Source organism: Actinomadura terrae, from assembly GCF_022751215.1.
GTDB classification, from domain to species: Bacteria; Actinomycetota; Actinomycetes; order Streptosporangiales; family Streptosporangiaceae; genus Spirillospora; species Spirillospora terrae.
This window is the reverse complement of sequence record NZ_JAICDG010000002.1, coordinates 1,390,478-1,410,008: the sequence shown is the minus strand read 5'-3', so window position 1 is coordinate 1,410,008 and position 19,531 is coordinate 1,390,478. Positions and strand designations below refer to the sequence as shown.

Annotated in this window: 16 protein-coding genes; 6 read left to right on the top strand and 10 right to left on the bottom strand. The window is 71.7% G+C overall.

What is annotated here, in order from left to right:
- Window position 1: 1 nt before the first annotated feature.
- The 8 genes from K2F47_RS16495 to K2F47_RS16460 all read right to left on the bottom strand — a co-directional run bounded on the left by K2F47_RS16495 (window position 2) and on the right by K2F47_RS16460 (window position 10,664).
- Entirely contained in the window at window positions 2-898 is an 897-nt protein-coding gene (locus K2F47_RS16495; RefSeq protein ID WP_242903996.1) for a S66 peptidase family protein, read from the bottom strand.
- Window positions 899-938: 40 nt separating this feature from the next.
- Window positions 939-2,318, bottom strand: a complete 1,380-nt coding sequence (locus K2F47_RS16490; protein ID WP_242903994.1) for a serine/threonine-protein kinase — start codon at window positions 2,316-2,318, stop codon at window positions 939-941.
- 20 nt (window positions 2,319-2,338) lie between these two features.
- A complete protein-coding gene (locus tag K2F47_RS16485; RefSeq protein ID WP_242903992.1) occupies window positions 2,339-3,388 on the bottom strand; it encodes a family 2 encapsulin nanocompartment cargo protein polyprenyl transferase in 1,050 nt (349 codons plus the stop codon).
- A 19-nt stretch (window positions 3,389-3,407) separates the two neighbouring features.
- Window positions 3,408-4,778: a family 2B encapsulin nanocompartment shell protein gene (locus tag K2F47_RS16480; protein ID WP_242903990.1), complete on the bottom strand. Its 1,371-nt coding sequence runs from the start codon at window positions 4,776-4,778 to the stop codon at window positions 3,408-3,410.
- Window positions 4,775-7,000, bottom strand: coding sequence for a terpene synthase family protein (locus K2F47_RS16475; RefSeq protein ID WP_242903988.1), 2,226 nt, complete (start codon window positions 6,998-7,000; stop codon window positions 4,775-4,777). Before K2F47_RS16475 ends, K2F47_RS16480 begins: the two co-directional genes overlap by 4 nt.
- Window positions 7,000-8,409, bottom strand: a complete 1,410-nt coding sequence (locus K2F47_RS16470; RefSeq protein ID WP_242903986.1) for a family 2B encapsulin nanocompartment shell protein — start codon at window positions 8,407-8,409, stop codon at window positions 7,000-7,002. Before K2F47_RS16470 ends, K2F47_RS16475 begins: the two co-directional genes overlap by 1 nt.
- A 299-nt stretch (window positions 8,410-8,708) precedes the next feature.
- Entirely contained in the window at window positions 8,709-10,091 is a 1,383-nt protein-coding gene (locus K2F47_RS16465; RefSeq protein WP_242903984.1) for an MFS transporter, read from the bottom strand.
- A 75-nt stretch (window positions 10,092-10,166) separates the two neighbouring features.
- On the bottom strand, window positions 10,167-10,664 hold the full coding sequence (locus tag K2F47_RS16460; protein ID WP_242903982.1) for a hypothetical protein: 498 nt from the start codon (window positions 10,662-10,664) through the stop codon (window positions 10,167-10,169).
- Window positions 10,665-10,997: 333 nt separating this feature from the next.
- On the opposite strand from K2F47_RS16460, the gene lpdA reads away from it, so the two are divergent.
- The 4 genes from lpdA (at window position 10,998) to K2F47_RS16440 (ending at window position 15,326) form a co-directional block, all read left to right on the top strand.
- The gene (lpdA, locus tag K2F47_RS16455) at window positions 10,998-12,401 is read left to right on the top strand and encodes a dihydrolipoyl dehydrogenase (RefSeq protein ID WP_242903980.1); all 1,404 of its coding nucleotides are present in this window, start codon (window positions 10,998-11,000) and stop codon (window positions 12,399-12,401) included.
- A gap of 191 nt (window positions 12,402-12,592) precedes the next feature.
- The gene (gene ddaH, locus K2F47_RS16450) at window positions 12,593-13,507 is read left to right on the top strand and encodes a dimethylargininase (RefSeq protein WP_372490856.1); all 915 of its coding nucleotides are present in this window, start codon (window positions 12,593-12,595) and stop codon (window positions 13,505-13,507) included.
- Between the two features lie 10 nt (window positions 13,508-13,517).
- Entirely contained in the window at window positions 13,518-14,555 is a 1,038-nt protein-coding gene (locus K2F47_RS16445) for a hypothetical protein (RefSeq protein ID WP_242903978.1), read from the top strand.
- Between the two features lie 93 nt (window positions 14,556-14,648).
- A complete protein-coding gene (locus K2F47_RS16440) occupies window positions 14,649-15,326 on the top strand; it encodes a uracil-DNA glycosylase (RefSeq protein WP_242903977.1) in 678 nt (225 codons plus the stop codon).
- Between the two features lie 13 nt (window positions 15,327-15,339).
- Here K2F47_RS16440 and K2F47_RS16435 read toward each other — a convergent pair whose 3' ends face one another.
- A complete protein-coding gene (locus K2F47_RS16435) occupies window positions 15,340-16,209 on the bottom strand; it encodes a hypothetical protein (RefSeq protein ID WP_242903975.1) in 870 nt (289 codons plus the stop codon).
- Window positions 16,210-16,347: 138 nt separating this feature from the next.
- Between K2F47_RS16435 and K2F47_RS16430 the strand changes: the two genes are divergently transcribed.
- Window positions 16,348-17,118 carry a lysophospholipid acyltransferase family protein gene (locus tag K2F47_RS16430; RefSeq protein ID WP_242903973.1) on the top strand — a complete coding sequence of 257 codons (771 nt, stop codon included), beginning with the start codon at window positions 16,348-16,350 and terminating at the stop codon, window positions 17,116-17,118.
- Between the two features lie 67 nt (window positions 17,119-17,185).
- Complete coding sequence (locus K2F47_RS16425; protein WP_242903972.1) at window positions 17,186-18,337, top strand: DUF5925 domain-containing protein; 1,152 nt, start codon at window positions 17,186-17,188, stop codon at window positions 18,335-18,337.
- A gap of 300 nt (window positions 18,338-18,637) precedes the next feature.
- On the opposite strand, the gene K2F47_RS16420 is transcribed toward K2F47_RS16425, so the two are convergent.
- Window positions 18,638-19,474 carry a DUF2470 domain-containing protein gene (locus K2F47_RS16420; RefSeq protein ID WP_242903970.1) on the bottom strand — a complete coding sequence of 279 codons (837 nt, stop codon included), beginning with the start codon at window positions 19,472-19,474 and terminating at the stop codon, window positions 18,638-18,640.
- Window positions 19,475-19,531 lie beyond the last annotated feature (57 nt).

Sequence of the window (19,531 nt, the reverse complement as noted above, 5' to 3'; positions counted from 1 at the left end):
TTTAGACGACCGCCGGGAGGGCGGTCAGGGTTCCTGTGGTTGTGTCGATCGTCGCCTGGGTGCCGAGGGGAATCGTCGGGGGGGCGTTGCCGTGCCCGGCGGGGAGCCCGCCCAGGATCGGAACGCCGAGGGCGGTCAGCCGGTCGCGCAGGACGTCCTGGACGCCCCATCCACCGAGTTCTGGATCGTGGGTATCGCGGTCGAAGCCGAGGAACTGGCCGAGGGCGATCCCGCGCAGGCCATCGAGCGCCCGGGAGCGGATGAGTTGGGTCAGCGCGCGGTCCACCTCGCCCAGCCCGGTCCCTCGCCGGTGTTCGAGGAAGAGGATCGCCCCTCGCAGGCTGGGCAGTCCGGCTCCGATCTCCGTGCGGATCGCGTCGAGGTTGCCGCCCAGCAGGACGCCCGTCGCCGCGCCGTCCACGGTGACTTCCGCGGTGGCCTCGGACGGGTCGCGGTGGAGGGTGACAGGGGCCGTGGTCATCAGCGCGCGGCGCAGGGATTCGGCGGAGGCGGGGCCGGTGAACGGGTCGTCGCGCTTGGCGAAGGGACCGTGGAGCGAGGCCAGGCGGCATCGTGACCAGAGGGCGAAGTGGAGGTGGGTGATGTCGCTGAAGCCGACGACGGGCTTCGGGGCGCGTCCGAGGGCGCCGGTGTCGAGGCCGTCGACGATGCGATAGGTGCCCTTGCCGCCCCGGGCGGCGATCACGGCTCGGACACCCGGATCGCGGAACGCCGCGTTCAGATCGGAGACGCGGTCCTCGTCGCAGCCGGCCATGTAACCCCACCGGTCGAAGACGTGCTCGCCCAGTTCGACCTTCAGGCCCCAGGAGGTGAGCAGTTCGACGCCCCGGGTGACCTCTTCCCGACTCGGTGGGCAGGCGGGAGAAACGATCCGCACGCGGTCTCCAGGCCGCAAGCGCGGCGACCTCAGCATCGGATCACGAGGTCTGAGCCGGTTTTGTCGTGTAGCAGTAGTTGGATTTGCCCTTGAAGTAGTGGCGGGCGCGGGGGTCGGTGAAGCGCCAGCGGCAGCCCGCGTCCAGTTGGGGTTGCGTCAGACGCATGGTGGCGCCCTTGTTCTTCACGCAGTACGCGCCGGGGGTCGGGGTTTCGCGGTATTCGACCCATTCCCAGCCCAGTTTCACGCAGTAGGCGCTGAAGTGGCCCGGACCCAGCACTGTGCGGATGAGTTTGGGCTTGGGTTTCTGGGACGGGGAAGGGGTTGCGGAGGGGCTCGGCGCCTGTGATCTCGTGCTGCGTGTGGGTGTCGCGGTGCGTCTTGGTGTGGACTCGGATGGGCGCGGTGCTGCGGCCGTGGCGCTCGGGCTTGGCGTTACCACGCTCGCGGTCTTGTCCGGGGAGTCGCCAGATGCCAGGCGGGCTACTACGAGGACGATTGCGGCTGTGGCGATCGCCGCTGCCGCTCCGGCGGCGATGAGAGGCCTTCTCCGTTTGCCAGGTGGCGGACCGTGGGGGGTTGTTGTCGCGTCCGGCGGCGCGAGTGCGGGCGGCCGAGGAGTGCTGCCTGTGGGGCGGACCAGGCGGTCCAGGATCTCGTGGGCGGACGGGCGGGACGCCGGGTCTTTCGCGAAGCAGGCCGTGAGGAGGCTTCGTAGGGGCTCCTCCACGGTCCCGAGGCGAGGGGGCTCGTGGGCTATTCGGTTGAAGACGATCGGAATCGACTCGTTGCCGAATGGGGGGCGGCCGGTGGCGGCGAACACCATTGTGGAGGCCCAGGCGAAAACGTCGGCTGCCGGGCCCAGTTCGCCTGGCTGGAGTTGCTCCGGCGCCATGTAGGCGGGTGTTCCCACCGCGCGGCTCACCATTGTCTGGGCGCCGGTGAGTGCGCGGGAGATGCCGAAGTCGATGACGCGCGGGCCGTCCGCGCCGAGCAGGACGTTCTGCGGCTTGAAGTCGCGGTGGACGACGCCCGCGTCGTGCAGGGCGACGAGCGCGGTGGCGGTCGCGATCGCGAGGCGGTCCAGGGCGCTGCCCCTGCGGGGGCCGTCTTCGGCGACGACGCGGCTGAGCGGTGGGCCGTCGATGTACTCGCTGACGATGTAGCGGCGGCTTCCGATGGTGCCGGAGTCGAGGACCTGGGCGGTGCAGAAGCGCGCGACCTGTTTGGCGGCCTCCATCTCGCGGCCGAACATGTCGTCGGGGTCGTCCGGCGGCTGCGCGTGGAACAGCTTGACCGCGACCTGCGGGCCGCCGTCGGTGCGGCCGAGGTAGACGACGCCCTGGCCGCCCTCGCCCAGGCGCTCGGTGAGGTGGTAGACGCCGAGCCGCCGGGGGTCGGTGGGTTCCAGGGGCGGCACGCCCAGCAGTGTAGGGGGCGTCAGTGGTCGCGGTGGGTGATCAGGTGGGCGAGCGTTCGCAGCTGGGCGTCGGCGGTGGGGACGGTTTCGGCGGCGTCCAGCTCGGCCAGGGCCTCGGCCAGCAGTTCGTCGGCGCGGGCGGTCGCCCAGGCGCGGCCTCCGGCGTCCTCGACCAGGGACGCGGCGCGGGCGGCGGCGGTGTCGGTCAGCGGGTCGTCGTGCAGGTAGAGGGCGGACAGTTCGGCGCCCGCGGGGGTACCGGAGGTGAGGGCGGCGACGATCGGGAGGGACTTCTTCCGGCTGCGCAGGTCGGAATGCGCGGATTTGCCGGTGACGGCCGGGTCGCCCCAGATGCCGAGCAGGTCGTCCACGAGCTGGAAGGCCAGGCCGAGGCGCTCGCCGAACGTGCGGAGCCGGGCCGTGACCGCGGGGGACGCGGCGGCCTGCACGGCGCCCAGCGCGCAGGCGCCGCCCAGCAGCGCGCCGGTCTTACGGGCCGCCATCTCCAGGCATTCGTCGAGCGTGACGTCCGCGCGGGTCTCGAACGCCAGGTCGGCGCTCTGGCCCTCGACCAGGTCGAGGACGGCGCGGCTCAGCACCCGCACCCCGGCGGCGGGGGCGGGTCCGGCGGCGAGGGCCTCGAACGCGGCGGCGAGCAGCGCGTCGCCGGCGAGGATCGCGGCGTTGACGCCGAACACGCTCCACGCGGTGGGGCGGTGGCGGCGGGTGCGGTCGCCGTCCATCACGTCGTCGTGCAGCAGCGAGAAGTTGTGCGCGAGTTCGACCGCGACGGCGGCGGGCAGCGCGGACTCGGCCGCCGCGCCCGCCGCCTCGGCCGCCAGCAGCGTCAGCGCCGGACGGATCGCCTTGCCGCCCGCCCCGGTGTCGGGACGGCCGTGCTCGTCCCGCCAGCCGAAGTGGAAGGAGACGATGTCCCGCATCGAGTCGGGCATGGCGTCGACGGTCTGCCGCAGCGCGGGATCGAGCAGCCCGCGGCTCCACGCGAGGATCTCCGTGGCGGACATGTGGGCCTCGTCCCGGGTGAAGTGGCTGGTTCGTGCGACGGCCATGTCCGTCCCTCCTCGCTCGTCAGCGGGCTATCTCGACGTTCTCCAGGACGCCGAGCGCGTCGGGCACCAGCACGGCGGCCGAGTAGTAGGCGCTGACCAGGTAGGTCGCGATCGCCCGCTCGTCGATGCCGGTGAAGCGCACCGACAGGCCCGGCTGCACCTCGTCGGGGATGCCGGTGCGGTGCAGGCCGATGACGCCCTGGTCGTCCTCCCCGGTGCGCACGACCAGGATCGAGCTGGTGCCGGACGGGGTGACCGGGATCTTGTCGGACGGGTAGATCGGCACCCCGCGCCAGGCCGGGACGCGGCGCCCGTCCCGTTCGACGCCGGAGAAGTACACGCCGCGCCGGGTGCACTCGCGGCCGAACGCGGCGATCGTCTTCGGGTGCGCGAGGAAGAACCGGGACTTGCGGCGCCGGGCGAGCAGTTCGTCAAGGTCGTCGGGGGTGGGCGGCCCGCCGCGGGTCTGGACGCGCTGGCGCGGATGGCAGTTGTGCAGCAGGCCGAAGTCGCGGTTGTTGAGCAGCTCGTACTCCTGCCGCTCCTTGACCCCCTCGATGATCAGCCGGAGCTGCTGTTCGAGCTGGTCCATCGGCTGGTTGTAGAGGTCGGTGACGCGGGTGTGGACGTTCAGCAGCGTCTGTGTGACGGCCAGCTCGTACTCGCGGGGCGCGGCCTCGTAGTCGACGAACGTGCCGGGGATGAGCGGCTCGCCGTCGTGCCCGGACGCCAGCTCGATCTCCGCCTCGCCGTGCCGGGTGCGCGGCGGGACGGGCGCGTCGCGAAACCCTGCCAGGTGGGCGCGCAGCGTGTCGTCGCGTTCGGTCAGTTCGCCGATCGCCTCCCGCGACAGCGCCAGGACGGTGACGGGCGTGAGCGCGCGGTAGGTGTGCTCCCACACGGCCGCGTCCTCGACCAGCGCGTGTTCGCCGAAGAAGTCGCCGCCGTCGAGGATGTCGAGGTGGACGTCGGTGTCGTACTGCCCGGCGGCGGTCTGCGCGACCTTGCCGTAGGCGATCAGGATCACCTGGTCGAGCGGGGCGCCCGCGGCGGCGATCGCGTCGCCGGCCTGGTACTCGCGCTGGACGAACCGTCCGGCGATGCCCTCCAGCAGCCCGGGCTCGCCGAGGTCGCGCAGCGGCGGCAGCTCGGCCAGCTCGGGCGGGACGACCCGCACGTCGGCGCCCTCGTTGAGGAACGACACGACGCCGTCGCCGAGCTGGTAGGTGAGCCTGCGGTTGACGCGGTAGGTGCCCGCGTCGGCGCGGACCCAGGGCAGCAGCGACAGCAGCCACCGGGGGGTGATGCCCCGCATCTGCGGGACGGACTTGGTCGTGGTCGCGAGGTTGCGCGCCGCCGACGTGCTCAGGCTCAACTGCTGTTCGGTCATGTGCGGCTACCTCCTGTTGTCGCTCGGGGCGGCCTCGGCCGGGCGGCGGAGGTGCCGAGCCCGGTGGGGCCGATCGTGAGCCGGGGCGTGGGGACGCGGGACGGGTCGGCCCGCACCGGGACGGGTTCGGCGCGCCGGTAGCGGCCGGTCGTGGTGGACCAGCGCAGGTCGCCGGCCAGCCAGCGGCGCAGGCCCTCGACATGACCGGTGAGGGCGGCGCGTCCGGCGGCGTCGAGGCCCTGCTGGTCGGCGAGGGCGGGCAGCTCGATCTCGGCGACCCGGTCGAACTGGCGGGTGCGCGCCCTGACCAGGTCGGCGACGATCTCCGCCGCGCGCCGGGAACCGGTGTCGAGGAACCGCTGCACGGCGACGACGGCGTTGTTCAGCTCGCCCTCGACCTCGATCTCCTTGCGGTAGGAGAGCAGGTCGTTGCGGAGGCCGACGATGTCGCCGAACGCCTCGTGCAGGGCCCGCACCTGTTTGGACGCCAGCAGCTCCGCCGGGATGCCGGTGCCGAGCGCGTACCGCACGAGGCTCGTGGTCAGCGCGGTCCCGCTGGTGTCGCGGCGCATTTCGATGTAGTCGACCGGGTCGGGGACGCGGTTCTGGGCGAGCCCGGCCAGTTCCCAGAGCGCGCCCTCCAGGAACCGTCCGATCCCGGCGGCGAAATCGGCCCGGACGCCGTCGGGCATGGCCGCCGTGGTGCGCGCCCAGAGGTCGGCGAGGGCGTGCTCGACGGGGTCGGACGGCTTCGCGCCGCGTCCGGCCAGGAACTCCCGGAGGCGGCTCACATAGGCCTTGGCGCCGAGGAGGTCGCGGGGCCGCTTGAACCGTTCGACGAAGAAGTCGTCGAACGCGAACACCCACAGGTTCCAGTCGTTGACCAGCTCCAGTTCGGGGCCGGACGCGGCGGGATGGGTCAGCGCGGCGAACATCGGGTAGTCGGCGGCGGCGAACGCCTCGGCCGTCCACACGGCGGGAAGGTCACCGACGAGGCCCGTCCGCGCCGCCCATTCGGAGGCGTGCCCGCGCAGCGCCGGAAGGCGCGGGTTGAGCAGCGGCTCCCCGGACGCCGTCAGTGCCGGGACCTCGAACATGGGATCCGGGGCGGGGCCCGGCGGGCGGGTCAGCGACCGGAGCCGCACCGCCGAGGTGCCGAGGCCGAGCAGCCCGGCCAGGTCGGGCAGGCCGGACGGGGCGAACCGGCGCCCGGTCACCGCGCCCTCGTTCATGTAGCGGCTGGAGCGCAGGTGCCACTCGTGGCCGCCGGACTGCCAGTCCTGGAGGCCGCGCGCGTACCGCAGCACGTCGAGCCGCTCGGACGGGTCGAGCCCGTGCTCCTCGAACAGCGGCGGGAGCTCGGTGAACACGGTGTTCTCGAACTGCTGCATGCGCGAGGTGAGCAGGTCGCCGGTGATGTCGGCGGCGCGCTGCGGATCGGTGTCGAAGAACCGCTCCATCACCAGGACGCCGTTGTTGACCTCGCCCTCGCTCTCGGTCTCGCGCTGGTAGGAGAAGATGTCGTTGCGCAGGTGGACGGCGTCGGCGAAGGTGTCCTTCAGCACCCGCAGCGGACGGGTGCCCGCGACCGCCGGCGGCACCTCCGAGCCGATCGCCACCTCGACCAGGTCGGCCGACCAGGGCGCGCCGCCGACCTTGCGGCGCATGTGGATGTAGTCGATCGGGTTGGGGACGCGGTCGTCGGTGATGTTCTCCAGTTCCCAGAGCGATTCCTGCAAGAGGTTGTGCGTGCTCACGGCGAACCGCTCGCGCCACTCCCGCGACATGAGCGGAACGGTCCGGTCCCAGAGGTCGGCGAGGCCCCGCTCGACCGGGTTCGTCGGCTCGGGACTCGGCCCGGCTCCCACGTCCACCGGCATGAACGCGGGGAGCCGCGCGAGGTACTCCCGGGCGCCCGCGATGTCGCGGGGCCGCTTGTACCTCTCCAGGAAGTGGTCGTCGAAGTAGAACACCCAGACGTACCAGTCGTTCACCAGGTCCAGGACGGGGCCGGGCGCCTCCGGGTGCGTGTAGGCGGTGAGCAGCGCGTAGTCGTGGGCGTCGTAGTCGGCCTCGTCCCAGACCTCGGGCCCGCTGGGGTCGGGCCCGAGGATGCCCATCTCGTAGGACCACCCGAGCGAGTGCTCACGGGTCCGGTCGACGTGCGGGTTCAGCCGGGCCGGATGAGCGATGTAGAACTCGGGGAGCCGGAACGGCTGCACTACGCCGCACCGCCGTGCGCGATCTCGACCGACTCCAGCATGCCGAGCGCGTCCGGCACCAGCACGGCGGCCGAGTAGTAGGCGCTGACCAGGTAGGAGATGAGGGCCTTCTCGTCGATGCCCATGAAGCGGACCGACAGGCCCGGCTGGTACTCGTCGGGCAGCCCGGTCTGGTGCAGCCCGATCACGCCCTGGGACACCTCGCCGGTGCGCATCAGCAGGATCGAGCTGGTCTTGGTCTTGCTGACCGGGATCTTGCTGGACGGGAAGATCGGCACCCCGCGCCAGGCCGGGACCTTGTTGCCGCCGATGTCGACGCTCTCGGGGTACAGGCCGCGGGCGTTGCACTCGCGGCCGAACGCGGCGATCGCCTTCGGGTGCGCGAGGAAGAACGCCGGGTCCTTCCAGACGAGGGAGAGCAGCTCGTCCATGTCGTCGGGGGTGGGCGGCCCGCTGCGGGTGTGGATGCGCTGGGACAGGTCGGCGTTGTGCAGCAGCCCGAAGTCGCGGTTGTTGAGCAGCTCGCTCTCCTGCCGCTCGCGCAGCGCCTCGATCGTCAGCCGCAGCTGCTGCTCGATCTGGTCCATCGGCTCGTTGTAGAGGTCGGCGACCCGGCTGTGGACGCGCAGCACGGTCTGCGCGACGCTCAGCTCGTACTCGCGCGGGGAGCCCTCGTAGTCGACGAACGTGCCGGGCAGGACGGGCTCGCCCTCGTGTCCGGAGGCGAGCTCGATGGCCGCCTCGCCGTGCGGGTTGGTGGCACGTTCCGGGCCGGAGCGGAACTCGGCCAGGTGCGCCTGGAGCGTGTCGGTCTGGCCGAGCGCCTCCTGGAAGGAGGCCCGGCTCAGCGTCAGCACCGTGGCGGACGTGACGGCCTTGACGGTGTAGTCCCACTCGCCGGGCTCGTCGCCGGGGACGAGGACCTGCTCGCCGAAGAAGTCGCCGTCGGCGAGCGTGCCGTGCACGGCCTCGGTGCCGTACTCGCCCGCGCCGACCCGGCTCAGCTTGCCGTGCACGACCAGGACGACCTGGTCGACGGGGGTCCCCTGCTCGACGATGACGGAGCCGGGCTCGTACTCGTGCTGGGTGAAGCGGCCCGCCAGGGCGTCCAGCGCCGGCTCGTCGTCGTAGCCGCGCAGCGGTGGCAGCTCGCCCAGCTCGCGCGGGATCACGCGGACGTCGGCGCCGGTGGTCACGAAGGTCACGCGGCCGTCACCGAGCGTGTAGGTGAGGCGCCGGTTGACCCGGTAGGCACCACCGGACGCCTGGACCCAGGGCAGGAGTTTCAGCAGCCACCGGGAGGTGATGCCCTGCATCTGCGGGACGGACTTGGTCGTGGTCGCCAGGTTCCGTGCCGCCGAGGTATCGAGGCTCAACCGCTGGTCCGAGGCCTGGGGCTGTTCCGTCACGTGCACACCACCGATTCGTCGCTGTATGCCTGTTATGCGCCTGCGGGAAGACAAAAGGGAAGGCAGAGCCGAAAACACCGAGGATTCGGGGGATTCATGCCTGCTTGGCCCGTCGTCTTGCCATCGGTGACGCTACCTACGGTAATCGGCGAAGTGCAATGTGCTATCCCCCGTACCTCTTCTTTGCCTCGGCGCCATACAAGTCCAACCCGCGCGAGATACCGCTCGGAATCCATGCAGCGCAGAGGCCTAGGGGAGGTCTATAGGGGGACCCGGAGACCGGCGTCCGACCCGGACCATCACGCGCCGGAACCGGCCGCCTCCGGCGCCTCGGGGGTTCCGATCCGGTCGATCGGCACCCGCGCCGTCTCCGGAATCAGCCTGATCGGGACGAGCGCCACGAGCGCGACCAGGATCAGGTAGTAGGCCGGGATGTAGTTGGTGCCGGTCACCTTGATCAGCGAGCCGACCAGCACCGCGGCGGTCCCGCCGAACAGCGACGTCGAGACGTTGTAGCCGATCGCGAACGCCCCGTAGCGCACCTTGGTCGGGAACATCGCCGGGAACGTCGCCCCGATCACCGCGAGGATCAGCACCAGCAGCCCGCCGATGATCGCGTAACCGAGCGCGACGCCCGCCGGATGGCCGGTCTGCATGAGCGCGAACGCGGGGAAAGACAGCAGCGCGAAGCCGATCGCGGCCGTGGTCAGCAGCGGCTTGCGGCCGATCCGGTCCGACAGCGCGCCGAGCGGCACGATCACCGCGATCATCACGGCTTCGACCCCGATCGTGATCAGCTGCGCGGTCACGTCGTCCATGTCGAGGAAGTCGACGAGGTAGGACGGCATGAACGTCAGCAGCGTGTAGTCGGCGACGTTCAGCAGCAGCACGATCCCGATGAGCGTGACGATCGTCCGCCAGTGGCCCTCCAGCGTCTCCTTCAGGGGCGATCGGGCCTTCTCCCCCTCGTCCTCCATCCGCTGGAAGGCCGGGGTGTCCTCGATCCGCGTCCGGACGTAGAGCCCGACGAGGCCGAGCGGCAGCGCGATCAGGAACGGCAGCCGCCAGCCCCAGTCGTGCATGCGGTCGTCCCCGAGGGCGAGGTCGACCAGCAGCACCAGCCCGGCGCCCATGATGTAGCCGGCGAGCGTGCCGAGTTCGAGGAAGCTGCCGAAGAACCCGCGCCGGTTCGTCGGCGCGTACTCGGCGATCATCGTGGCGGCGCCGCCGTACTCCCCGCCGGTCGAGAACCCCTGCGTCAGCCGGACCAGGAGCAGCAGCAGCGGCGCAGCCGCGCCGAGCGTGCCGTATCCGGGCAGGATTCCGATCACGAACGTCGAACCGGACATCAGAATGATCGTGGTGGCCAGCACCCGCTTGCGGCCGACGCGGTCGCCCAGCGGGCCGAAGAACATCCCGCCGAACGGGCGGGCGATGAACGCGGCCGCGATCAGCGCGAACGAGCGCAGCGTGGCGCCCGACTCGCTGGACGGGAAGAACACCGTGCCGATGATCGAGGTCATCACCCCGGCGCTGAACACGCCGAAGTCGAACCACTCGATGCAGTTGCCCATCGCGGACGCGATCACCGCCTTGTGGACGGCTGACAGGTTCGCCTCGTCCTCGGCGGGGGCCGCCCCCGCGCGGTCGTGCCCCGGTGCCGCTCCCGAGTGCGCGCTCATCCGCCACCACCTCCGGAGTCGATCTCCCCCGAGGCCGGCCGGGCTAACGCGCGGTGATGGCGCAGCCGCCCGCCGCTACGCGCGGCGGCGGTTCTTGGCGGTGTCCTCGTCCTCGTCCTCGTCGAAGGTCTCGTCGAAGGTCTCGTCGGCGGGCTTGGCCTCGTCCTCGTCCATGAGGTCGTCGATCAGCTCGGGGAGGGCGGCGGTGCGCTGCGGGTCGCCGTCGAGGATCTCCTCGTCATCGGGGATGGCGACGAACGCCTGCGTCTCCTGCGCCTCCCGCGTGATCACACCGCTGGCGAGGACGGTGTTGCGGTGCCGGAGGGCGCCGTTCTCGCGGAGCAGGTCGTCGATCTCCGCGCGGGCGCGGGCCACCCGCTTGCTCATCCGGACGTGCACGAGGAACCCGCCGGCGGCCAGCCCGACGATGAACCCGGCGACCGGCAGCCCGACGAGCGGCGGCGCGAGCGTGGCCGCCAGGGCCACGACGACGAGCGCGACGACCACCGCGAGCGCGACGAAGTGCTTCTCCATCCAGTCCAGGACGGTGTTGACGCGCCTCGGGATCCTCACTCGCCTTCTCCTCCGCTTTCGCTTGTGACGGGACGGGCCGATCTGCCCTCAACGATCGCGCCGGGGCGCCGTGTTCCGGATCCGGAGGCCGCCGGGACCTCGGGCCGCCTCGGCCCGCGGGAAGCGGGCACCGCCGGGTCGTCGCGCACCCGGCCGGCCGGGCGGCCCGCCGCTCGCGCGCCGCCGTCCCCCCGCGAAGGATCACCGGCGGGAGGCCGCTCGAAACCCTAACAGGATGTGACCGGTGACCCGAAGCAGCCCGCGGGTGACCCGAAGCACCCCCAGGCCATCCGGGATGCGAGCACCGGCCAGCGGCGAATATCGTCCATGGATATGAGCGAACACTTTGACGTCGTGGTCCTGGGCGCGGGCCCGGGTGGATATGTCGCCGCGATCCGGTCGGCGCAGCTCGGGCTGAAGACCGCGATCATCGAGGAGCGGTACTGGGGCGGGGTCTGCCTCAACGTCGGCTGTATCCCCTCGAAGGCCCTGCTGCGCAACGCCGAGCTGGCGCACATCTTCACGCAGGAGCAGAAGAAGTACGGGATCAGGGTCGAGGGCGAGGTGTCCTTCGACTACGGCGCGGCCTACCAGCGCAGCCGGGAGGTCTCGGACAAGCTCGTCAAGGGCGTCCAGTTCCTGATGAAGAAGAACAAGATCACTTCCTATGACGGGCGGGGGACGTTCACCGACGCGAACACCCTCCGGGTCACGAGGTCCGACGGGTCCAGCGAGACGGTCACGTTCGGTAGTTGCATCATCGCCGCCGGGGCGCACACGAAGCTGCTGCCCGGCACGTCCCTGTCCGAGCGGGTCGTCACCTACGAGGAGCAGATCCTCAGCTCGGAGCTGCCGGAGAGCATCGTCATCGCGGGCGCGGGCGCCATCGGCGTGGAGTTCGCCTACGTCCTGCACAACTACGGCGTGAAGGTCACGATCGTCGAGTTCCTCGACCGGATGGTCCCGAACGAGGACGCGGACGTGTCCAAGGAGCTGGCCAAGCGGTACCGCAAGCTCGGCGTGGACGTGCTGACCTCCACCCGCGTGGACGCGATCGACGACTCGGGCGAGAAGGTCAAGGTCACCGTCACCGGCAAGGACGGCGCGCAGCAGGTCATCGAGGCCGACAAGGTGCTCCAGGCGATCGGGTTCCAGCCGAACGTCGACGGCTACGGGCTCGACAAGACCGGCGTCGCGCTGACCGAGCGGGGCGCGATCGACGTGGACGGCCGGTGCCGCACGTCCGTCCCGCACATCTACGCGATCGGCGACGTCACCGCCAAGCTGATGCTCGCGCACGCCGCCGAGGCGATGGGCATCGTCGCCGCCGAGACCATCGCGGGCGCCGAGACGATGGAGCTCGACTACGTGATGATCCCGCGCGCGACCTACTGCCAGCCGCAGATCGCGAGCTTCGGCTGGACGGAGGCGCAGGCGAAGGAGCGCGGCTTCGACGTCAAGACCGCCAAGTTCCCCTACAGCGCCAACGGCAAGGCGCTCGGCATGGGCGAGGGCGACGGCTTCGTCAAGGTGATCAGCGACGCCAAGTACGGCGAGCTGCTCGGCGCGCACCTGATCGGCCCGGAGGTCACCGAGCTCCTGCCCGAGCTGACCCTGGCCCAGCAGTGGGACCTGACCGTCCACGAGGTGGCGCGCAACGTCCACGCCCACCCGACGCTGGGCGAGGCCGTCAAGGAGGCCGTGCACGGCCTGGCCGGCCACATGATCAACCTCTGACCCGCGGCGGCGTGTTCGCCCTGCGCCGGGCGAACACGCCGAATCGCGGCGCGCAATGATTCATCGCTGCGTTTCGGGAATGCGCAACGAAACACCTCCTCGGCGCAAGGTCGGCGGATTGGATTGCAAGCCCGGCGTTCCTAGGCTTTCGGTAAGCCCGAGTCCCCTTCAGTAGCCCTGTGGAGACGCGCATGACCGTCATGCCGGCAATGGAGCCGAGCGCCGTCCCTGAGTCGAGCACCGTCCTTGAGCCGAGTGCCGTGCTTGAGTCGAGCACCGTCCCGGAACGGTCCGAACGGGTCGCGCGGCGGCGGCACTTCCTGATGTGCCGTCCCGAGCATTTCGCCGTGACCTACGCGATCAACCCCTGGATGGACCCGGACGCGGGCGCCGACGCGGGACGGGCCGTCGCGCAGTGGGAGGCCCTGCGCGCCGCCTACCTCGCCCTCGGGCACGAGGTCAGCCTGATCGACCCGGTCGAGGGGCTGCCCGACATGGTGTTCGCCGCGAACGGCGCGCTGGTCGTCGGCGGACGCGTCTACGGCGCGCGCTTCGCCTTCCCCGAGCGGGAGGCGGAAGGGCCCGCGTATGCGAAGTGGCTCAGGAACAACGGTTTCACCGACGTACTTGAGCCGCGGCACACCAACGAAGGGGAAGGCGACTTCCTCACCCTGGACGACATCATCCTCGCGGGCACCGGATTTCGCACCGACATGGCCGCGCACCAGGAAGCGCAGGAATTCCTCGGACGGCCGGTCGTGACGCTCCGCCTCGTCGACCCGCGCTTCTACCACCTGGACACCGCGTTGTTCCCGCTCGGCGGGCGCGATGTCGCCTATTACCCCGGCGCGTTCTCGCCGGGCAGCCGCGCGGTGCTGGAGCGCCTGTTCCCCGACGCGATCATCGCCGGCGAGCGGGACGCGGCGGTCCTCGGCCTCAACGCCGTGTGCGACGGCCGCAACGTCGTCGTCAACGCCGAGGCGACGGGCCTGATCGGCGCGCTGGACGAGCGCGGGTACACGCCCGTCCCCGTCGACCTGTCGGAGCTGCGCAAGGCGGGCGGCGGACCCAAGTGCTGCACGCTGGAGCTGCGTCCGGCGCCCTAGGGTGGGCGGCGTGAACGCCGAAGAGCAGCGCTGGCGGGACGAGCGGGACGCGCTGAACGCGGGCCGCGCCCGCCTCGGTGAGATCGCCGGCGGGCTGTATCCCGACGTGCCGCGCGTCGCGGGCACGCCGCTGCTGTGCCGGGAGGGCTGGGTTCCGGACGCGCCGATCCCGCTGGAGGACGTCCGGCTGGAGTGGGAGGCCGATCCCGCCCCGCCGTCCGTCCGCGATCCGTCCGACGGGCTGCCCTCCGGGTACCGCACCTACGCCGCGGCGATGGCGGCGCTCGCCAAGCCCGCGACCTTCGAGGACCGGCCGAGCCACCGGTTGCTCGCCGCCGACCCGCCCGTCCTGCGCCTCGGCCCGGCCCGCTACTTCGACGGCGTCAACGTCGGCGAGGCCGTCGCGCACGAACTCGCGGCGAGGAGGGACGGCCTCCCGGTTCGGGCCCGTGTCGGTGATCCGCTCGACCTGGCGCGGCGGGCGGCGCTGCCCGCGATCACGACCGTGACCGTCACCGCGTCCGGCTCCTATGTGCTGCACTGGCGCGACCCGGCGAAGGTCGCGCACGCGGGCGGGCTCCACCAGGTGATGCCCGTGGGGGTGTTCCAGCCCCTCGACGGCGAGCACGGTGAGCACGGTGAGCACGGCCTGAGCCTGTGGCACTGCATGGTCCGCGAGTACGCCGAGGAGTTCCTCGGACGCGGCGAGGACTACGGCCCCGGTTTCGTCCAGGACGAATGGCCCTTCCATCGGGAGTTGACCGAGGCCCGGGAGCAGGGGGCCGTCCGCGCCCACTTCCTCGGGCTCGGCGTCGACCCGCTGACGTTCGCGCTCGACCTGCTCACCGTCGTGGTGGTCGAGGACGCGGCGTTCCGCGCCCTGTTCGGCGGCCTCGTCGCCGTCAACGCCGAGGGGACGGTGTCGATGGCGCCGTTCGACGGGACGGTCCCCGAGCCGATGCAGCCCGCCGGGGCCGCCGCGCTCCGGCTCGCGTGGCGGCACCGGGCGGCGCTCGGCGTCACCACGGCACATTTCGGCCGACCTTGACAGCCCCGACCGCGAATCGTCCTGATGTGGTCAGGAAACCCATCACCGTGATCAAGGAACGGGCGCAAGATCATGCCGTTAGTGTGGTGCGCCATGACCGCACGACCGCTCCCGGAGATCGTCGAGGCGGGCTGGGCGTCCGCGCTGCAACCCGTCGCGGGCACGATCGCCGCCGCCGGCGACTGGCTGCGCGCCGAGGTCGCCGCCGGCCGCCGCTACCTGCCCGCCGGAAACCTCATCCTGCGGGCCTTCACCCAGCCCTTCGACGAGGTCCGCGTCCTGATCGTCGGCCAGGACCCCTACCCGACGCCCGGGCACCCGGTCGGGCTCAGCTTCTCGGTCGCGCCGGACGTCCGCCCGCTCCCGGCCAGCCTCGTCAACATCTTCCGCGAGTACTGCGACGACCTCGGCCACCCGCAGCCCTCCAACGGCGACCTCACGCCGTGGGCCGAGCAGGGCGTCCTGCTGCTGAACCGGGCCCTGACCGTCATGCCGGGCAAGCCGAACTCGCACCGCGACAAGGGCTGGGAGGAGGTCACCGAGCAGGCTATCCGGGCGCTCGCCGCGCGCGGCGGGCCGCTGGTGGCGATCCTGTGGGGGCGCAACGCCCGCAACCTGCGGCCGATGCTCGGCGACGTCCCGTGCATCGAGTCGCCGCATCCGAGCCCCTACTCCGCCGACAGCGGCTTCTTCGGGTCCCGGCCGTTCTCCCGCGCCAACGAGCTGCTGGAGCAGCAGGGCGGGCAGCCCATCGACTGGAAGCTCCCCTAGGAGCCCAGGAGCCCTACGAGTCGGCCGGGAGGCGGCGCAGCAGGGCGGAGAACTCGTCCGAGCCGCCCGTGCCCGCGGGCAGCGACGTCGCGTTCAGGGGGGTCAGGCGGCGCTCGCCGTGGCTCCAGTAGACGCCGGGGGCGCAGGGGTCGTCGGCGGCGGCGTGCATCTCCCGGACGACGTCGGCGAAGACCGGGAGCACATCGCGGACCGCGACCGAGGTGATCGGGTAGAGCAGCAGTGTGCTGTGACAGGGCACGCCGACGAGGGCGCCGTGCCGGTTCGGGCCCGGCAGGAACTGGTCGACCTCGCTGAGCAGCGCCGACACGTACCGGCTGCCCGGCTTGGTGACGACGCGGACGTCGCGTCCCGGCAGCAGCGGCTGGTCGCGGACGGCGACGTCGGCCAGCTCGCGGTCGTGCGTGTTCGTCATCACATAGCCGAGCTTGCGCAGGCCGAGCAGGCCCGCGCGGGCCTTGGTGAGGGGGCCGCCGTAGCGGGGGTGCTCGATCATCACCATCGCGTCGAAGTGGTCGCCCGCGGGCACCACCACGAGGCCCTCCCGGTCGCGGGGGGCGAGCTTCGGCACGATCCGCAGCCGCAGCAGCTCGCGGACGTCGCCGAACAGCTCCATCTCGCCGACCGCGAGGAACGCGCGGTCGCCGACCTCGCGGACCCACTCGTCGACGACCTTGGGCCAGGCCGAGCGGGGCTCGCGGGCGCAGCGCTCCAGAACCGTCCAGCTGGACGCGCGGGCCTCCGAGCGTCCGACGGGCAGCACCACCTCGGAGGTGCCCGAGTCGAACCAGGCGCTGGGCGCGAGGTCGGGCAGCACGTCACGGATGAGCGCGTGTACGTCCGCCGCCGCGTCCAACGGTTCCATGCTCATCCCCTTTCACCGATCACGTCTTTCACCGATCACGTCACCACCCAACCTTCTCAGAGTTCCGGCCGGTTGTGTGATCCATCGCGATCCTGCGCCGTACTCGCTGATCACGGGCCGCTCAAGTACGGTGCTTGCATGTCCGAAATCGTGTACCCGCCGGTGATCAAGACGGCTCTCGGTGTGTTCAAGGCCCTGAACCTCAAGGTCCGGCTGGAGGGGGCCGAGCAGATCCCCCGCACCGGCGGCGCGGTGCTGGTCAGCAACCATGTCAGCTACCTCGACTTCATCTTCGCGGGGGCGGCGGCACACCCGGCGGGGCGGCTGGTGCGGTTCATGGCCAAGAAGGAGATCTTCGACAACCGGATCGGCGGGCCGCTGATGCGGGGCATGCATCACATCCCGGTCGACCGCGACGCTGGCGCCTCGTCCTACGCGGCGGCGCTGAAGGCGCTCAAGGGCGGCGAGATCGTCGGGGTGTTCGCCGAGGCGACGATCAGCCGCTCGTTCACGGTGAAGGAGATCAAGAGCGGCGCGGTGCGGATGGCGGTGGCGGGCAAGGTGCCGCTGATCCCGCTCACGATTTGGGGCCCGCAGCGGCTGTGGACAAAGGGGCACAAGCGGCGGCTGCTCCAGCGCAACATCCCCGTGACGATCCTCGTGGGCGAGCCGATGCATCCCAAGCGCGGCGACGACTACGACCAGGTCACGCGCGACCTGCACACCACGCTCTCGGACATGCTGGAGCGGGCGCAGCGCGAGTACCCCGACGTCCCGCGCGCGGACGAGACCTGGTGGCAGCCCGCCTACCTCGGCGGGTCGGCGCCGACGCCGGGGCAGGCCGAGAAGATGGACCTGGAGGAGGCCGAGGCGCGCAAGGCGGCGGGACGCGGCGACGACGCGTCCTGACGATGGGCGGGCGCGGGCGGGCTAATTGGGTGGACGGGGCGCCGCGGCGGCCCTGATCATCAATGCCATGACCATGCCCAAGGACGTCCTGCGCCTCGTCGAGCCACGGGAGAACGTGACCGATCTGGAGGCGGGCTCACCGGTGCCGGTGGTCTTCAATTTGAACGACAACAACTCTCCGGCCGACGTGCTGGACGTGTTGAAGCTGCGCCCGTTCGCCACCGGTGAGCAGCCGTGGTCGCGCTCGACGCGGCTCGACCACGTCCGTCCGGAGGCGCCGCTGCGCCCGGACGCGTGCCGGCTGGTCCGCGTCGCGCGCGAGAAGGGCAAGGAGTCGGTGCTCGCCGAGGGCGAGGGCTGGACGCTGCTGACGAACCGCTGGACGAACGGCAGCGCGTACGTCGAGGTGTCGGCGGTCAGCGAGGAGCTGGCCGACAGCATCCTGGAGGAGTCGGTCAAGGACGCCACCGACCCGCCGAAGACCGACGAGACCAACGTCGAGATGGGCTTCTGGCACATGGGCGCGCACGGGCCCGTCCGCACCGAGCGGGCGATCTCCGCCGACGCGTGGGGCGAGATCCGGCGCAACTACACCGCCCCGGTCGCGGCCGCGCTGGAGGAGGTCATGGCCCTCACCCGCGAGGAGGTGTCGGGGCGGCTCCTGCTGCTGCACGGCCCGCCCGGCACCGGCAAGACCACGGCGCTGCGGGCGCTCGCCCGCGCCTGGAACGGCTGGTGCCAGGCCGACTGCGTCCTCGACCCCGAGGCGCTGTTCGGCACGCCCAGCTACCTGATGGAGGTCGCGGTCGGCGACGAGGAGGAGAAGGACCGCCGCTGGCGGCTGCTGATCCTGGAGGACTGCGACGAGCTGATCCGCGGCGAGGCCAAGCAGTCGACGGGCCAGGGCCTGTCTCGGCTGCTCAACCTCACCGACGGGATGCTCGGGCAGGGCCGGGACGTGCTCGTCGCGATCACCACCAACGAGGACCTCGCGCGGCTGCACCCGGCGGTCGTGCGGCCGGGGCGCTGCCTGGCGCAGATCGAGGTCGGGCCGCTGACGCGGGACGAGGCGTCCGCGTGGCTCGCCGACTCCGAGGCTCCGGAGGCCGAGATCGGCGCGGAGGGCGCGACGCTCGCCGAGCTGGCCGCGATCCGCAAGGGCGAGAAGCGTCCGCAAGGGCAGAACGCGCCGTCGTCCGCGACCGGCTTCTACCTCTAGCCCCATTCCGGAAGGGGCCGGTTCATGGCCAGTGGCCCGGACCACGCCCCCCGTCAACACACTCCACCGCGGCCGGACCACCGGCCCGGCCGGGGACACCGGTCGCCTCGCCGCCTGGTCCGTCGCCCTCCCACCGACTCATCCACCCCGCGAGGATGAGCCGGCGGTCGGGTCGTCTCCGGGCGGTGCGCGGTCGGCGTCCCACGGCCGGAGACCTGAGCATCGCCCGTGCGGGGCGGTCCGCACCATCCGGGGGACCACTGGCATCTCGCGGACGACCCGGAGCACGACCCGTAGTGGCTAGGGCGTCGCGGAGGCGAACAGGCGCCGGTAGACGCAGCGCAGCCCGTGGAGATCACTGACAGGCTCGGCGAACGTGAGCCGGATGTCGTGCGACCCGGCCGCGGCCGGCGGCGGAGCGCAGCGCCGCAGCCACAGTCCGTAGCGGTCGAGTGCCAGTGGGTGGACGACCGGCTCCGGTGTGTTCTCCGCCACAGCCGGCTCGGCCGAGTCGGCCGTCTCCGCCGCCGGGGGCAGCAGGTGCGCCAGCTCGTCGCGGTGGCAGGAGTCCAGGTGGGTGAGCATGCCCGCCTCGATCGCGACGAACGGGTCGGGCGCGGCGGCGGCGTACTCCTCGGGTTCGAGGATCGCGCCGCCCCAGCCGTCCTCGATCTCGACCTCGGCGACCTCCAGCGCGAGCACCGTCCACTCGCGGCGGCCGTTGCCGTCCGCGAGGTCGAGCAATTCGGGACGCGGGTGCGGGCGCGACAGCCGGATCGCGGCGGCGCGCAGCTCGCCCAGCGGGAGCTCGGTCAGCCAGCCGTGGATCCAGGCGCGGCCGCGCATCCGGTCGGCCATCGCGACCGGCGCGACGTCGCTGATCCGCAGCGTCGCGACCAGGTCCGCCCTGCCCGCCAGCTCCGCCACGATCGGCGAGGCCCGCTCGACGAGCAGCAGCGGCCGGCCGTCCCGGTCCGTGGTGTACGCCGGGACGGGCTGGTAGGGGACGCCGGGCACCGCGAGCGCCCCGTCCGCCATGCCGTAGGCGAGGGTGCGCGCCCGCTCCGCCGGCGCGGGGCCGCACACCCGCCCGCACACCGGGCCCTCCGTACCGCCGCGCCCGTTCTCCGCACCCACCCTGACCTCCTTGACGTTCCAAGTTAGGCTTACCTAAGTTAGGTTCACCTAACCATT

Bases quoted from the DNA above. Each gene is read 5' to 3' on its own strand.
- K2F47_RS16485 (WP_242903992.1), bottom strand. From the start codon at position 3,388: ATGGCCGTCGCACGAACCAGCCACTTCACCCGGGACGAGGCCCACATG.
- K2F47_RS16480 (WP_242903990.1), bottom strand. From the start codon at position 4,778: ATGACCGAACAGCAGTTGAGCCTGAGCACGTCGGCGGCGCGCAACCTC.
- K2F47_RS16465 (WP_242903984.1), bottom strand. From the start codon at position 10,091: ATGAGCGCGCACTCGGGAGCGGCACCGGGGCACGACCGCGCGGGGGCG.
- lpdA (WP_242903980.1), top strand. From the start codon at position 10,998: ATGAGCGAACACTTTGACGTCGTGGTCCTGGGCGCGGGCCCGGGTGGA.
- ddaH (WP_372490856.1), top strand. From the start codon at position 12,593: ATGACCGTCATGCCGGCAATGGAGCCGAGCGCCGTCCCTGAGTCGAGC.
- K2F47_RS16440 (WP_242903977.1), top strand. From the start codon at position 14,649: ATGACCGCACGACCGCTCCCGGAGATCGTCGAGGCGGGCTGGGCGTCC.
- K2F47_RS16435 (WP_242903975.1), bottom strand. From the start codon at position 16,209: ATGGAACCGTTGGACGCGGCGGCGGACGTACACGCGCTCATCCGTGAC.
- K2F47_RS16430 (WP_242903973.1), top strand. From the start codon at position 16,348: ATGTCCGAAATCGTGTACCCGCCGGTGATCAAGACGGCTCTCGGTGTG.
- K2F47_RS16425 (WP_242903972.1), top strand. From the start codon at position 17,186: ATGACCATGCCCAAGGACGTCCTGCGCCTCGTCGAGCCACGGGAGAAC.